13 protein-coding genes are annotated in these 15,195 nt (G+C 54.0%); all 13 read left to right on the forward strand.

The genetic code is table 11. From position 1 onward, the window contains the following. The first annotated feature begins 9 nt into the window (after positions 1-9). The 13 genes from wcaE (at position 10) to wcaM (ending at position 15,036) form a co-directional block, all read left to right on the forward strand. On the forward strand, positions 10-756 hold the full coding sequence (wcaE, locus tag ACFX4O_RS09130; protein WP_380208223.1) for a colanic acid biosynthesis glycosyltransferase WcaE: 747 nt from the start codon (positions 10-12) through the stop codon (positions 754-756). A gap of 22 nt (positions 757-778) precedes the next feature. Continuing rightward, positions 779-1,333, forward strand: coding sequence for a colanic acid biosynthesis acetyltransferase WcaF (wcaF, locus tag ACFX4O_RS09135; RefSeq protein ID WP_017458487.1), 555 nt, complete (start codon positions 779-781; stop codon positions 1,331-1,333). Between the two features lie 26 nt (positions 1,334-1,359). Beyond that, on the forward strand, positions 1,360-2,481 hold the full coding sequence (gene gmd / locus ACFX4O_RS09140; protein WP_131410544.1) for a GDP-mannose 4,6-dehydratase: 1,122 nt from the start codon (positions 1,360-1,362) through the stop codon (positions 2,479-2,481). Between the two features lie 2 nt (positions 2,482-2,483). Beyond that, positions 2,484-3,449, forward strand: coding sequence for a GDP-L-fucose synthase family protein (locus ACFX4O_RS09145; protein ID WP_380208225.1), 966 nt, complete (start codon positions 2,484-2,486; stop codon positions 3,447-3,449). 2 nt (positions 3,450-3,451) lie between these two features. Beyond that, on the forward strand, positions 3,452-3,925 hold the full coding sequence (locus ACFX4O_RS09150; protein WP_131410543.1) for a GDP-mannose mannosyl hydrolase: 474 nt from the start codon (positions 3,452-3,454) through the stop codon (positions 3,923-3,925). Continuing rightward, a complete protein-coding gene (gene wcaI, locus ACFX4O_RS09155) occupies positions 3,922-5,226 on the forward strand; it encodes a colanic acid biosynthesis fucosyltransferase WcaI (RefSeq protein WP_380208227.1) in 1,305 nt (434 codons plus the stop codon). Before ACFX4O_RS09150 ends, wcaI begins: the two co-directional genes overlap by 4 nt. Then, the gene (gene cpsB, locus ACFX4O_RS09160; RefSeq protein ID WP_131410539.1) at positions 5,223-6,659 is read left to right on the forward strand and encodes a mannose-1-phosphate guanyltransferase; all 1,437 of its coding nucleotides are present in this window, start codon (positions 5,223-5,225) and stop codon (positions 6,657-6,659) included. The genes wcaI and cpsB overlap by 4 nt, the downstream gene beginning before the upstream one ends. A 109-nt stretch (positions 6,660-6,768) precedes the next feature. Beyond that, positions 6,769-8,139, forward strand: a complete 1,371-nt coding sequence (cpsG, locus tag ACFX4O_RS09165) for a colanic acid biosynthesis phosphomannomutase CpsG (protein ID WP_380208844.1) — start codon at positions 6,769-6,771, stop codon at positions 8,137-8,139. Between the two features lie 58 nt (positions 8,140-8,197). Next, positions 8,198-9,592, forward strand: coding sequence for an undecaprenyl-phosphate glucose phosphotransferase (gene wcaJ, locus ACFX4O_RS09170; protein WP_380208230.1), 1,395 nt, complete (start codon positions 8,198-8,200; stop codon positions 9,590-9,592). Positions 9,593-9,601: 9 nt separating this feature from the next. Next, on the forward strand, positions 9,602-11,080 hold the full coding sequence (locus ACFX4O_RS09175; RefSeq protein WP_131410535.1) for an MOP flippase family protein: 1,479 nt from the start codon (positions 9,602-9,604) through the stop codon (positions 11,078-11,080). A gap of 32 nt (positions 11,081-11,112) precedes the next feature. Then, positions 11,113-12,393: a colanic acid biosynthesis pyruvyl transferase WcaK gene (gene wcaK, locus ACFX4O_RS09180; protein ID WP_131410533.1), complete on the forward strand. Its 1,281-nt coding sequence runs from the start codon at positions 11,113-11,115 to the stop codon at positions 12,391-12,393. After that, entirely contained in the window at positions 12,390-13,610 is a 1,221-nt protein-coding gene (gene wcaL / locus ACFX4O_RS09185) for a colanic acid biosynthesis glycosyltransferase WcaL (RefSeq protein ID WP_380208232.1), read from the forward strand. The genes wcaK and wcaL overlap by 4 nt, the downstream gene beginning before the upstream one ends. A 10-nt stretch (positions 13,611-13,620) precedes the next feature. Next, on the forward strand, positions 13,621-15,036 hold the full coding sequence (gene wcaM / locus ACFX4O_RS09190; protein WP_131410529.1) for a colanic acid biosynthesis protein WcaM: 1,416 nt from the start codon (positions 13,621-13,623) through the stop codon (positions 15,034-15,036). The last annotated feature ends 159 nt before the right edge of the window (positions 15,037-15,195 follow it).

Raw genomic sequence — 15,195 nt, forward strand, 5'->3', positions numbered from 1 at the left:
GTGGGTCAAATGCTGCTAAGTGTTATTACTGTCGCGTTTCGTAATTATGAAGGTGTGATGAAAACCTGGCAGTCGCTGGCTCACCTGGCGAAAGCGCAAGATATTGAATTTGAATGGATTGTGGTTGACGGTGGCTCTCAGGATGGTACTGAGGAATTTCTGAAAAACCTCAATGGGCAATACAATTTACGCTATATCAGCGAACGCGATAAAGGCATCTATGATGCTATGAATAAAGGGATCGATATGGCCGCAGGACGCTTTGCGCTGTTTCTCAATTCCGGCGATATTTTCCATGAAGAAATTGTGGATGTTGTTCGCCAGCTGGATGATGAGAGAGAAAATGCTATGTATATTGGTGATGCGCTGTTGGATTTCGGCGATGGCACCAAAATACGTCGTGGCGCAAAACATGGCTGGTATATTTACCACAGCCTACCGGCCAGCCATCAGGCAATATTTTTCCCGGTAAATGGTCTGAAAACTTACCCCTACGATCTGCAATATAAAGTCTCTTCCGATTACGCATTAGCCGCCAGAATGTTTAAAGCGGGTTTCCCGTTTAAACGTTTGAAAGGCCTTGTCTCTGAATTTTCGATGGGCGGCGTATCAACATCTAATAACCTTGAATTATGTCAGGATGCTCGCAACGTGCAGCGTAAAATATTACGCATGCCGGGCTTCTGGACACAGTTGTCTTATATGTTGCGTTTACGGACGACCGGCAAAACGAAAGCCTTATATAACAAAGCATAACGCTCAGATATAAGGAAAAATGATGCAGGATTTAAAAGGATTCTCCGTGCCGAAAGGCTTTCGGGGCGGCAACGCTATTAAGGTTCAACTGTGGTGGGCGGTTCAGGCGACATTATTCGCATGGTCACCGCAGGTGCTGTATCGCTGGCGCGCGTTCCTGTTGCGTTTATTTGGCGCGAAAGTTGGAAAAGGCGTGGTTATTCGTCCATCGGTAAAAATTACCTATCCGTGGAAATTAACATTGGGCGATTACAGCTGGGTAGGAGATGACGCAGTGTTATATACGCTGGGTGATATTTCTATCGGTGCGAATTCAGTGGTTTCTCAGAAATGTTATTTGTGCACCGGCAGTCACGATTATATGAGCGCGCATTTTGATATTAACGCGACGCCAATCGTGATTGGTGAGAAGTGCTGGCTGGCGACAGATGTGTTTGTTGCGCCAGGCGTCTCCATCGGCGACGGGACGGTAGTCGGTGCGCGCAGCAGTGTTTTTAAATCGCTTCCGGCAAATGTGATTTGCCGTGGCAATCCCGCAGTGGTGACGCGCGAACGCGTTGAAAAGGTAACTCCCTGAACTGGGACTATTGAGGAAAATAAATTATGTCTAAAGTCGCTCTCATCACCGGCGTAACCGGGCAAGATGGCTCTTATCTGGCTGAACTGCTTCTGGAGAAGGGTTACGAAGTTCACGGCATTAAACGCCGCGCTTCCTCATTCAATACCGAGCGTGTGGATCACATCTATCAGGATCCGCACACCAGCAACCCGAAATTCCATCTGCACTACGGTGACCTGACCGATAGCTCCAACCTGACGCGTATCCTGCAGGAAGTGCAGCCGGATGAAGTTTACAACCTGGGCGCGATGAGCCATGTGGCTGTGTCGTTCGAATCCCCGGAATATACCGCTGACGTTGATGCCATGGGTACGCTGCGTCTGCTGGAAGCGATTCGCTTCCTGGGTCTTGAGAAGAAAACCCGTTTCTACCAGGCGTCCACCTCTGAGTTGTACGGCCTGGTGCAGGAAATCCCGCAGAAAGAGACCACGCCGTTCTATCCACGCTCTCCGTACGCGGTTGCCAAACTGTATGCGTACTGGATCACCGTTAACTACCGTGAATCCTACGGCATGTACGCCTGCAACGGCATTCTGTTCAACCACGAATCTCCGCGCCGTGGCGAAACGTTCGTGACCCGTAAAATCACCCGCGCTATCGCCAACATCGCCCAGGGTCTGGAATCCTGCCTGTACCTCGGCAACATGGACTCCCTGCGTGACTGGGGCCATGCCAAAGATTACGTGAAAATGCAGTGGATGATGCTGCAACAGGAAAAACCGGAAGACTTCGTTATCGCCACCGGCGTGCAGTATTCCGTGCGTCAGTTCGTGGAATTTGCCGCCGCACAACTGGGTATCAAACTGCGCTTTGAAGGCACCGGCGTGGAAGAAAAAGGCATTGTCGTTTCTGTGACCGGCCATGACGCACCAGGCGTGAAACCGGGCGATGTGATTGTTGCCGTTGACCCGCGTTACTTCCGTCCTGCTGAAGTGGAAACCCTGCTGGGCGACCCGAGCAAAGCGCACGAAAAACTGGGCTGGAAACCGGAAATCACCCTGCAGGAGATGGTCTCCGAGATGGTGGCAAAAGATCTGGAAGCAGCGAAAAAACACTCACTGCTTAAGGCCCACGGTTACGAGGTTGCCATCGCGCTGGAGTCCTGAGCATGACCAAACAACGTGTTTTTGTGGCTGGCCATCGCGGGATGGTGGGGTCAGCCATCGTACGGCAGCTCGAACAGCGGGCGGATATCGAACTGGTGCTGCGTTCCCGCGAGGAGCTGAACCTGTTAGATAGCGCGGCTGTGAATGCGTTTTTCGACAGTGAGCGTATCGACCAGGTTTACCTGGCGGCGGCGAAAGTGGGCGGTATTGTGGCGAACAATACCTACCCGGCGGACTTCATCTACGAAAATATGATGATTGAGAGCAACATTATTCATGCCGCGCACAAGAATGACGTGAACAAACTGTTGTTCCTCGGCTCGTCCTGCATCTACCCGAAACTGGCTCACCAGCCGATTGCGGAAAGTGAGCTGTTACAGGGGACGCTGGAGCCGACCAACGAACCGTACGCCATTGCCAAAATCGCCGGTATCAAGCTGTGTGAGTCCTACAACCGCCAGTATGACCGTGATTACCGCTCGGTGATGCCGACCAACTTGTACGGGCCGCACGATAACTTCCACCCGAGCAACTCGCATGTGATCCCTGCGCTGTTGCGCCGCTTCCATGAAGCGACACAGGAAAATGCGCCGGATGTGGTGGTGTGGGGCAGCGGCACGCCGATGCGTGAATTCCTGCATGTGGATGATATGGCGGCTGCCAGCATTCATGTACAGGAACTGGCGCGCGAAGTGTGGCAGGAGAATACCGAACCGATGCTGTCGCATATCAACGTCGGCACCGGCGTGGACTGCACCATTCGTGAACTGGCGCAAACCGTGGCAAGCGTGGTGGGCTACAAAGGTCGCGTGGTGTTTGATGCCACCAAACCGGACGGCACCCCGCGCAAACTGCTGGATGTGACCCGCCTGCATCAGCTTGGTTGGTATCACGAGATCTCACTGGAAGCGGGGCTTGCGAGCACCTACCAGTGGTTCCTTGAAAACCAGCACCGGTTCCGGGGGTAAGTATGTTTTTGAGTCAGGAAGATTTTGCCACGGTGGTGCGTTCGACCCCGCTGATTTCCATCGATTTGATCGTGGAAAACTCACGCGGCGAGTTTTTACTCGGCAAGCGCACTAACCGCCCGGCCCAGGGATACTGGTTTGTACCGGGCGGACGCGTGCAGAAGGACGAGCCGCTGGCGGCCGCTTTCGAGCGTCTGACTCAGGCGGAACTGGGACTGCGCCTGCCGATGTCGGCAGGCGAGTTTTACGGCGTCTGGCAGCACTTCTATGACGACAACTTTTCCGGCCCGGATTTCACCACGCATTACATCGTGCTGGGCTTTCGCCTGCGCGTGGATGAAGAGACCCTCGCGCTGCCGCCGGATCAGCACAATGACTACCGCTGGGGCACGGCGGAGTCACTGATTGCCGACCCGCTGGTGCATGACAATAGCCGCGCCTATTTCCTTGATGCGCAGGGAGTTCCGGGCTTATGAAAATCCTGGTCTATGGCATCAACTATTCGCCGGAGCTAACCGGGATCGGTAAGTACACCGGCGAAATGGTGGAATGGATGGCCCGTCAGGGCCATGACGTGCGTGTTATCACCGCGCCGCCGTACTACCCGGAGTGGAAAGTGGGCGCGCACTACAGCGCCTGGCGCTGGCGCAAAGAGCAGGGCGTTGCCACGGTGTGGCGCTGCCCGCTGTATGTGCCCGCGCAGCCATCGACCTTAAAGCGGCTGCTGCACCTGGGCAGTTTTGCCCTGAGTAGTTTCTTCCCGTTGATGGCGCAGCGTCGCTGGAAACCGGATCGCATTATCGGCGTGGTGCCGACACTGTTTTGCACGCCGGGCATGCGCCTGCTGGCAAAACTGAGCGGTGCGAAAACCGTGCTGCACATTCAGGATTATGAAGTCGACGCCATGCTGGGTTTAGGCATGGCGGGCAAAGGTAAAAACGGTCGTGTGGCGAAGCTGGCGACCGCTTTTGAACGCAGCAATCTGCATAACGTTGACAACGTGTCGACCATCTCCCGTTCGATGATGAACAAAGCGCGGGAGAAAGGGGTGGCTGCGGACAAAATTATTTTCTTCCCGAACTGGTCCGAAGTGGCGCGTTTTCGCGATATCGACGACGAATCCGTCGCGCAACTGCGCCGAATACTCGGCCTGCCGGATGACAAAAAAATCATTCTTTACTCCGGCAATATCGGTGAGAAGCAGGGGCTGGAAAATGTCATTGAAGCGGCGGCAAAACTGCACAACCAGCCGTGGCTGTTTGTGATTGTAGGCCAGGGCGGCGGCAAGGCGAGGCTGGAAAAAATGGTCAGCGAGCGCGGGCTTCACAACGTGAAATTCTTCCCGTTGCAGCCGTACGACGCGTTACCGGCCTTATTGAACATGGGCGATTGCCATCTGGTGATTCAAAAACGCGGCGCGGCTGACGCGGTGCTGCCGTCCAAACTGACCAACATTCTGGCGGTCGGCGGCAATGCGGTCATCACCGCTGAAGAGAGTACCGAACTTGGCCAACTGTGCCTGACCCTGCCAGACATTGCGGTCTGCGTTGAACCGGAATCGGTTGACGCGCTGACCTGGGGCATTGAACGCGCACTGGCGATGCCCAAAAACAACACGGTGGCACGTGAATATGCCGAACGCACGCTCGAAAAAGAGAACGTGTTAAGCCAGTTTATTGCAGATATCAGCCCGGAGAATTCCACTCAGTCCGCGGGTGCCCGCGAAAGCGCGCATGACGGCGAACTGAATTTCGATGGCAATGGGGATAAATCATGAGTCAAACACAACTCTATCCGGTCGTGATGGCCGGCGGCTCTGGCAGCCGTTTGTGGCCGCTGTCCCGTGTACTTTACCCTAAACAGTTTCTCTGTCTGAAAGGCGAACTGACCATGTTGCAAACCACCATCTGCCGCCTGAACGGCGTGGAGTGCGAAAGCCCGGTGGTGATTTGTAACGAACAGCACCGCTTTATCGTGGCGGAGCAACTGCGTCAGCTGCACAAGCTGACCGAAAACATCATTCTTGAACCCGCAGGCCGCAATACCGCACCGGCCATCGCGCTGGCTGCGCTGGCGATAACACGCCACAACCCGGATAGCGATCCGCTGATGCTGGTGTTGGCCGCTGACCACGTGATTCAGGATGAAGAGGCATTTCGCACTTCGGTACGCAACGCGATCCCATACGCCGACGCTGGCAAACTGGTGACCTTTGGTATCGTGCCGGATCTGCCGGAAACCGGCTATGGCTACATCCGTCGTGGCGCGGTATCCGCCGGTGAAGTCGATGCGGTGGCGTTTGAAGTGGCACAATTTGTCGAAAAACCCAACCTCGAAACCGCACAGGGTTATGTGGCCAGTGGTGAGTATTACTGGAACAGCGGCATGTTCCTGTTTCGCGCCGGTCGCTATCTGGAAGAGCTGAAAAAATACCGTCCGGATATCCTTGAGGCTTGCGAAAAAGCAATGGACGCCACCGACCCGGATATGGACTTTATCCGCGTTGATGAGGCGTCCTTCCTCGCTTGCCCGGAAGAGTCGATTGACTACGCGGTAATGGAAAGAACTGCCGATGCGGTGGTGGTACCGATGGATGCGGGCTGGAGCGATGTCGGCTCCTGGTCCTCGCTGTGGGAAATTAGCCAGCACACACCGGAGGGAAACGTCCATCACGGCGACGTTATTAGCCATAAAACCGAAAATAGCTACGTTTATGCGGAATCTGGCCTGGTGACAACCGTCGGGGTGAAAGATCTGGTGGTGGTGCAAACCAAAGATGCGGTGCTGATTGCTGACCGTAACGCCGTGCAGGATGTGAAAAAAGTGGTTGAAAAAATCAAAGCCGACGGGCGCCACGAACACCATATTCACCGCGAAGTTTACCGCCCGTGGGGTAAATATGACTCCATCGATTCCGGCGATCGCTACCAGGTGAAACGTATTACCGTGAAGCCGGGGGAAGGGCTCTCCGTACAGATGCACCACCACCGCGCAGAGCACTGGGTGGTGGTGGCGGGTACGGCGAAAGTGACGATTGATGGCGAGGTGAAATTGCTGGGCGAAAACGAATCTATCTATATTCCGCTCGGCGCGCGCCACTGTCTGGAAAACCCTGGGAAAATTCCGCTCGATCTGATCGAGGTACGCTCTGGTTCATACCTTGAAGAGGATGACATTGTGCGGTTTGCCGATCGTTACGGCCGTGTTTAATTCCCGCGCCGGATAACGCGAACGTTATCCGGTTTGTAAATTTAAATTAATCAACAAGATATGGCCATTTTACGGTCACGGCTGACTGTTGCCTGAAGAAGAGGTAATGATGGAAAAATTAACCTGTTTTAAAGCTTACGATATTCGCGGCAAGCTGGGCGAAGAACTCAATGAAGATATCGCATGGCGTATTGGCCGCGCCTATGGGGAGTACCTGAAGCCGCAGACCATCGTGCTGGGTGGCGATGTGCGCCAGACCAGCGAAGCGCTGAAACTGGCGCTGGCGAAAGGCTTGCAGGACGCGGGTGTGAATGTGCTGGATATAGGTCTTTCCGGTACAGAAGAGATCTATTTTGCTACGTTCCATCTGGGCGTTGACGGCGGTATCGAAGTGACCGCCAGTCATAACCCGATGGACTATAACGGCATGAAACTGGTGCGTAAGGGCGCGCGTCCGATTAGCGGCGATACCGGGCTGCGTGATGTTCAGCGCCTGGCAGAAGCCAATGATTTCCCACCGGTGAACCCGGCAAAACGCGGCAGCTACGAGCAAATTAATCTGCGCGACGCTTATATCGATCACCTGATGGGCTATATCGATACCAATAACCTCAAGCCGCTGAAGCTGGTGATTAACTCCGGTAACGGCGCGGCAGGCCCGGTAGTGGATGCCATTGAAGCCCGCTTTAAGGCGCTGAATGTGCCGGTGACCTTTGTCAAAGTGCACAACGAACCGGACGGCACCTTCCCGCACGGTATTCCTAACCCGCTGCTGCCGGAGTGCCGCGACGATACCCGCAATGCGGTGATCGAGCATAACGCCGATATGGGCATTGCTTTTGATGGCGACTTTGACCGTTGCTTCTTGTTCGACGGGGAAGGGCAGTTTATCGAAGGCTACTACATTGTTGGCCTGCTGGCGGAAGCGTTCCTCGAGAAACATCCGGGCGCGAAGATTATCCATGACCCGCGCTTGTCATGGAACACGGTGGATGTTATTGGCCGCGCGGGCGGAACGCCAGTGATGTCGAAAACCGGCCATGCCTTTATTAAAGAACGGATGCGCGAAGAAGACGCCATTTATGGCGGCGAAATGAGCGCGCACCACTACTTCCGCGACTTTGCCTACTGCGACAGCGGCATGATCCCGTGGCTACTGGTCACCGAGCTGCTGTGTCTGAAAGGTAAAACTCTGGCACAACTGGTGAGTGACCGCATGGTGGCGTTCCCGGCCAGCGGCGAGATCAACAGCAAACTGGCGGATCCGGCGACGGCTATCAACCGCGTTGAACAACACTTCACGCCAGGCGCGCTGGAGATCGATCGCACGGACGGCATCAGCATCGCATTTGCCGACTGGCGCTTTAACTTGCGCTCTTCCAACACAGAACCCGTGGTACGCCTGAATGTTGAATCGCGGCGCGACGTGCAACTGATGGAAGCGCGAACGCAGGAAATTCTGGCACTGTTGAATCAATAACAATAAGGCGTTCCTCTCCCCGATGCCGGGGAGGGTGAGCATACAGGCAGGTACAACGATGACTCATCTCAAAAAACGCGACCGGGCTAAAACGAATGCATCGTTAATCTCTATCGTGCAGCGCTTCTCCGACATCACCATTATGTTCGGTGGCCTGTGGTTGGTGTGTAAGGTCAATGCGCTGCCGTTCTTCTACATGCATCTGCTGATGGCTCTGATTACGCTGGTTGTTTTCCAGATGATCGGCGGAATGACCGATTTTTATCGCTCCTGGCGGGGCGTGAAAATCATGACTGAACTGACGCTGCTGTTGCAGAACTGGACGCTGAGTCTGGTTTTCAGCGCCGGCCTGCTGGCGTTCAATAATGATTTCGATAACACCTTCAATATTTATCTCGCCTGGTATCTGTTGACCTCGATGGGACTGATGCTGAGCCGTTCGGTGATCCGCTTTGGTGCGGGCTGGATGCGTAACCTTGGCTACAACACGCGCCGCGTGGCCGTGGCCGGGGATATGCCGATGGGCCAGGAGTTGCTGGAAGGTTTTCGCAATGAACCCTGGCTCGGGTTTGATGTGGTCGGGGTTTATCACGATCCAAAACCGGGCGGCATTACCACTGACTGGGCGGGGAACCTCGATCAACTGGTGGAAGATGCGAAAAGTGGGAAAATTCACAACGTCTACATCGCCATGTCGATGAATGACGCAGTTTGTATCAAAAAGCTGGTGCGCCAACTGGCCGATACCACCTGTTCGGTGATCCTCATCCCGGATGTCTTTACCTTTAATATCTTGCATTCGCGTGTGGAAGAGGTGAACGGCGTGCCGGTGGTGCCGCTGTATGACACACCGCTTTCCGGCGTCAACCGCATCCTGAAACGTCTGGAAGATATTGTCCTTGCTTCGCTGATTTTACTGCTCATCTCCCCGGTGCTGCTGGCGATTTCGGTGGCGGTGAAAATCAGTTCGCCGGGGCCGATTATCTTCCGCCAGACGCGCTATGGCATTGACGGTAAGTCGATCAAGGTGTGGAAATTCCGCTCCATGAAGGTGATGGAAAACGACAAAGTGGTGACCCAGGCAACGCAGAACGATCCGCGCGTCACCAAAATCGGCAGTTTTCTGCGTCGCACTTCGCTGGATGAACTGCCGCAGTTTATCAATGTGCTGACCGGCGGCATGTCGATCGTTGGCCCGCGTCCGCATGCGGTGGCGCACAATGAGCAGTACCGTTCGCTGATTGAGGGCTACATGCTGCGCCATAAAGTGAAACCCGGTATTACCGGCTGGGCGCAAATTAATGGCTGGCGTGGTGAAACTGACACGCTGGAGAAAATGGAAAAACGTATTGAGTTCGACCTCGAGTACATCCGCGAATGGAGCCTATGGTTCGATATCAAAATCGTTTTTCTGACCGTCTTTAAAGGCTTTGTTAACAAAGCGGCGTATTAAGGAAAGGTCATGAGCCTGAGAGAAAAAACCATCAGCGGCGCGAAGTGGTCCGCCATGGCGACCCTGACCATTATTGGTCTGGGGCTGGTGCAGATGACCGTACTGGCGCGCATTATCGATAATCACCAGTTTGGTCTGCTGACCATCTCGCTGGTGATTATCGCGCTGGCGGATACGCTGTCGGATTTCGGTATCGCGAACTCCATTATTCAGCGTAAAGAGATAAGCCATCTCGAACTGACCACGCTTTACTGGCTCAATGTCGGGTTGGGTATTGTGGTCTGCATTGCCGTTTTCTCCCTGAGCGGGGTGATCGCCAATGTGCTGAATAACCCGGATCTGGAACCGCTGATTAAAACGCTGTCGCTGGCTTTTGTGGTTATCCCACATGGCCAGCAATTCCGTGCGTTGATGCAAAAAGAGTTGGAGTTCAACAAGATAGGCGCAATCGAAACGCTGTCAGTGTTGGCGGGCTTTAGCTTTACGGTTATCAGCGCATTCTTCTGGCCGCTGGCGATGACCGCGATTCTCGGTTATCTGGTCAACACCGCCGTACGCACGCTGCTGTTTGGCTATTTCGGTCGCAAAATTTACCGTCCAGGGCTGCATTTCTCACTGGCTTCTGTCAGTTCCAACCTGCGTTTTGGTGCCTGGCTGACGGCAGACAGCATCATCAACTATGTGAACACCAACCTTTCCACACTGGTACTGGCGCGTATTCTCGGTGCCAGCGTCGCCGGGGGCTATAACCTGGCGTACAACGTGGCGGTGGTGCCACCGATGAAGCTCAACCCCATCATCACCCGCGTGCTGTTCCCGGCGTTTGCCAAAATTCAGGACGATACGGAAAAGCTGCGCGTGAACTTCTACAAGCTGCTGTCGGTTGTTGGGATCATTAACTTCCCGATCCTGCTGGGGCTGATGGTCGTGTCGGATAACTTTGTGCCGCTGGTGTTTGGCGACAAATGGAACAGCATCATTCCTATCCTGCAGCTGCTGTGTATTGTCGGCCTGTTGCGCGCGGTAGGTAACCCGATTGGTTCGCTGCTGATGGCGAAAGCACGGGTGGATATCAGCTTTAAATTCAATGTCTTTAAAACGTTTCTCTTTATCCCCGCCATTATTGTCGGTGGACATCTGGCGGGTGCGCTCGGCGTGACACTCGGTTTTCTGCTGGTGCAAATTATCAACACGGTTTTGAGCTACTTCGTGATGATCAAACCGGTTCTCGGTTCCAGCTACCGCCAATACATCCTGAGCCTGTGGCTGCCCTTTTATCTGTCGCTGCCGACACTGGTGGTGAGCTATGGCCTGGGTCTGGCCCTGAACGGACATGTGCCGCTGGCGGCGATGCTGGCGATTCAGGTCACTGCGGGCGTGGTGGCGTTCGCCGGGATGCTGATTGTGTCGCGTAATGCGCTGGTGGTGGAGATGAAGCGCCAGTTTTGCCGCAACGAGAAACTCAAAACGCTGCTTCGCGCAGGATAAGAAACCTGATTGAACCCCTTTATGAGGTCGTTATGAAATTATTGATCCTTGGCAATCACACATGCGGCAACCGTGGTGACAGCGCTATTTTACGTGGATTGCTGGATGCGATTGCCCTGATTGAGCCTGATGCAGAGGTGGATGTGATGAGCCGCTATCCGGTGAGCTCATCCTGGTTACTCAACCGCCCGGTGATGGGCGACCCGCTCTATAGCCAGATGAAAGAGCAGAACAACGCCGCCGGGTTGATGGGGCGCGTGAAAAAAGTGCTGCGCCGTCGTTACCAGCACCAGGTGCTGCTCTCCAGGGTGACGGATACCGGTAAGCTGCGCAATATCGCTATTGCGCAAGGTTTTACCGATTTTGTCCGCCGCCTGGCGGGCTATGACGCGATTATTCAGGTCGGCGGCTCTTTCTTCGTCGATCTGTATGGTGTGCCGCAATTTGAACACGCGCTGTGTACGTTTATGGCGAAAAAACCGATCTACATGATTGGTCACAGCGTGGGACCGTTCCAGAACGAGGCGTTTAACCAACTGGCAAATTATGTATTTGGCCATTGCGATGCGCTGATCCTGCGCGAAACCGTGAGCCTCAACTTGATGAAGCAAAGCGACATCACTACCAGCAAAGTGGAGCATGGCGTGGATACCGCCTGGCTGGTGGATCACCATCAGCACGATTTTGTTGCCAGCTATGCGGTCCAGCACTGGCTGGATCTGGCGGCAAAAGAGAAAACCGTGGCGATTACGCTGCGTGAGTTGGCACCGTTCGATAAACGACTCAACACCACCCAACAGGCCTATGAACAGGCTTTTGCCGAGGTGGTCAACCGAATCATTGACGCGGGTTATCAGGTCATTGCGCTCTCTACCTGTACCGGCATTGACAGCTATAACAAAGATGACCGTATGGTGGCGCTCAATCTGCGCCAGTATGTGAGCGATCCGTCGCGCTACCACGTGGTGATGGATGAACTCAACGATCTGGAGATGGGCAAGATCCTCGGCGCCTGTGACTTAACTGTCGGTACGCGCCTGCACTCCGCGATTATCTCGATGAACTTTGGTACACCGGCGATTGCCATTAATTATGAACACAAGTCGGCAGGCATCATGCAGCAACTTGGCATGCCGGAAATGGCCGTCGATATTCGCCATCTGCTGGATGGTTCGCTGGCGGCGATGGCGGCCGACACGCTGGGACAACTGCCTGCGATTAACCAACGTCTGGCAACGGCGGTGGCAGCGGAGCGCGAGCACGGCATGAAAATGGTCAAATCGGTGCTTGATCGTGTGCAGGGGGTGAAATGAAAGTCAGCTTCTTCTTGCTGAAGTTTCCCTTATCTTCTGAAACCTTTGTGCTCAATCAGATCGTTGCCTTTATCAATATGGGTTTTGAAGTTGAGATTGTTGCCCTGCATAAGGGCGATATGAACAACACGCACGCGGCATATACCGAGTACCGGCTGGCGGAAAAAACGCACTGGCTACTGGCCGAGCCGGAAGGGAAGATGGCAAAACTGAGCTATCGTGGGCAGGCGATCGCGCGGGGTATCTGGAAGTCCTCAACCTGGAAAGCGTTGAACATGTCACGCTACGGCGGCGAAGCACGCAACCTGATCCTGCCAGCCATTTGCGGCCTCGCGCCGCGCACGTTCAGCGCCGATGTCTTTATCGCCCACTTTGGCCCGGCAGGCGTTACCGCCGCAAAACTGCGGGAACTGGGCGTACTCAAGGGCAAAATCGCCACCGTGTTCCACGGCATTGATATCTCTCATCGCGACGTGCTCAACCACTACACGCCTGAGTATCGGCAACTTTTCCAGCGTGGCGATCTGATGTTGCCGATCAGCGATTTATGGGCGAGTAGACTGAAAAATATGGGCTGCCCGGAGACCAAAATCGCCGTTTCGCGCATGGGGGTTGATATGGCCCGCTTTAGCCTGCGCTCGGTTAAAAGCCCCGGTAGCCCACTGCAAATTATCTCTGTGGCGCGTCTGACCGAGAAAAAAGGGCTGCATGTCGCCATTGAAGCGTGCCGTTTATTGAAAGAACGTGGGGTGGATTTCAAATATCGCATCCTTGGTATTGGTCCATGGGAACGCCGCTTACGCACGCTTATCGAACAATTCCAACTGGAAGATGTGATTGAAATGCCGGGCTTTAAACCCAGCCATGAAGTGAAAGCGCTGCTTGATGAAGCCGACGTTTTCTTACTGCCGTCGATTACCGGCGCGGATGGGGATATGGAAGGGATCCCGGTTGCGCTGATGGAGGCGATGGCGGTGGGGATCCCGGTGGTTTCAACCGTCCACAGCGGCATTCCTGAGCTGATCGACGCCGGGCAGTCCGGCTGGCTAGTGCCGGAAAATGATGCCGAGGCGCTGGCGCAGCGCCTGGCTGCTTTCGGAAGTATGGAGAGCCGTGATTTGACACCGGTGGTGACGCGGGCGCGGAAGAAAGTCGAGAACGACTTCAACCAGAAAATCATCAACCAGCAACTTGCCAGTCTGTTGCAGACGCTTTAACAGAGGTTTTATGACCGTGAAGAAAACAGCAACTGCGCTCTCTCGCCGCACCTTTCTGGCCGCCGGTTCCGCGCTGGCGGCGCTTCCTTTACTACATATTCCGGCAGCCCGCGCGTTGGGGCGTAACGACACGGTCAGCATCAGTGATTACAACCGTAATGACTGGCCCGCCGCGTTTAAACAGGCTTTTGCCGAAGGGCAAACCGTGGAAGTCCCCGCGGGTGTGGTCTGCGACAATATCAACACCGGTATTTTTATTCCCGCCGGCAAAACGCTACTGGTGCGCGGCGCGCTGAAAGGTAACGGACGCGGACGCTTTGTGTTGCAGGACGGCAGCCGTGTGGTGGGGGAGAAGGGCGGCAATTTCTATAACATCACGCTGGATGTTCGCGGTTCGGACTGCGTAATCAAGGGCGTGAGTATGAGTGGCTTTGGCCCGGTGATGCAGATTTACATTGGCGGCAAAGATGCGCGCACAATGCGCAATTTGCTGATTGATAACATCACGGTGAGCAAAGCGAACTATGGCATTTTACGCCAGGGTTTCCACAACGAACTGGACGGTGTACGGATTACTAATGGTCATTTCAGTGACTTACAAGGTGATGCGATCGAATGGAATGTGGCCATCAACGACCGCAATATCCTGATCTCCGACCACGTGATTGATAATATCAACTGCACCAATGGAAAGATTAACTGGGGCATTGGTATTGGGCTGGCGGGCAGTACCTACGACAATAACTACCCTGAAGATCAAGCGGTTAAAAACTTTGTCGTGGCGAATATTACCGGCAGCAACTGCCGCCAGTTAGTGCATGTGGAAAACGGTAAACATTTTATTATTCGCAACGTTAAAGCGAAAAACATCACTCCGGATTTCAGTAAGAAAGCCGGGATTGATAATGCGACGGTGGCGATTTACGGCTGCGATAATTTTGTCATTGATAATGTCAGCATGGTCAATAGCGCCGGTATGCTGATTGGCTATGGTGTTATCAAAGGCGATTATTTGTCGATCCCGCAGAATTTCAAACTCAACGATATCCAGCAGGACAATAGCAGCAGCAAATATAAGCTGCGCGGTATCCAGATATCGTCCGGTAATGCCACGTCATTTGTGGCTATCACTAATGTGAAAATGCAGAGTGCGACGCTGGAGCTGCACAATAAACCGCAACATCTTTTCCTGCGTAACATCAACGTAACGCAAGAGGCCGCTAACGGCCCGGCACTGAAGATGAACTTCGATTTACGCAAAGATGTGCGCGGGCGTTTTATGGCGAAACAGGATACGTTGCTGTCGCTGGCGAATATTCATGCAGTCAATGAAAATGGACAGAGTTCAGTCGATATCGACAGGGTCGATCAGCATGTGGTAAATGCCGATAATTTGAACTTCCGTTTGCCGGCGAAGCGGCTCTAAGCGCATTAAATAGCCTTTTACGATAAATCCTGGTGATTTAGCACCAGGGTTAGGATTACATCTACTGCCTTACAGGGACATTAGGCGTAACATCTTTCACTTTCCTCGCTGCAAACGCACTGGCGAAAACAGGTTAAAGGTTTATAATTCATCCAATTA

Origin of the sequence: Kosakonia sp. YIM B13571 (genome assembly GCF_042788095.1) — a bacterium.
In the GTDB taxonomy this organism is placed as follows: domain Bacteria; phylum Pseudomonadota; class Gammaproteobacteria; order Enterobacterales; family Enterobacteriaceae; genus Kosakonia; species Kosakonia quasisacchari.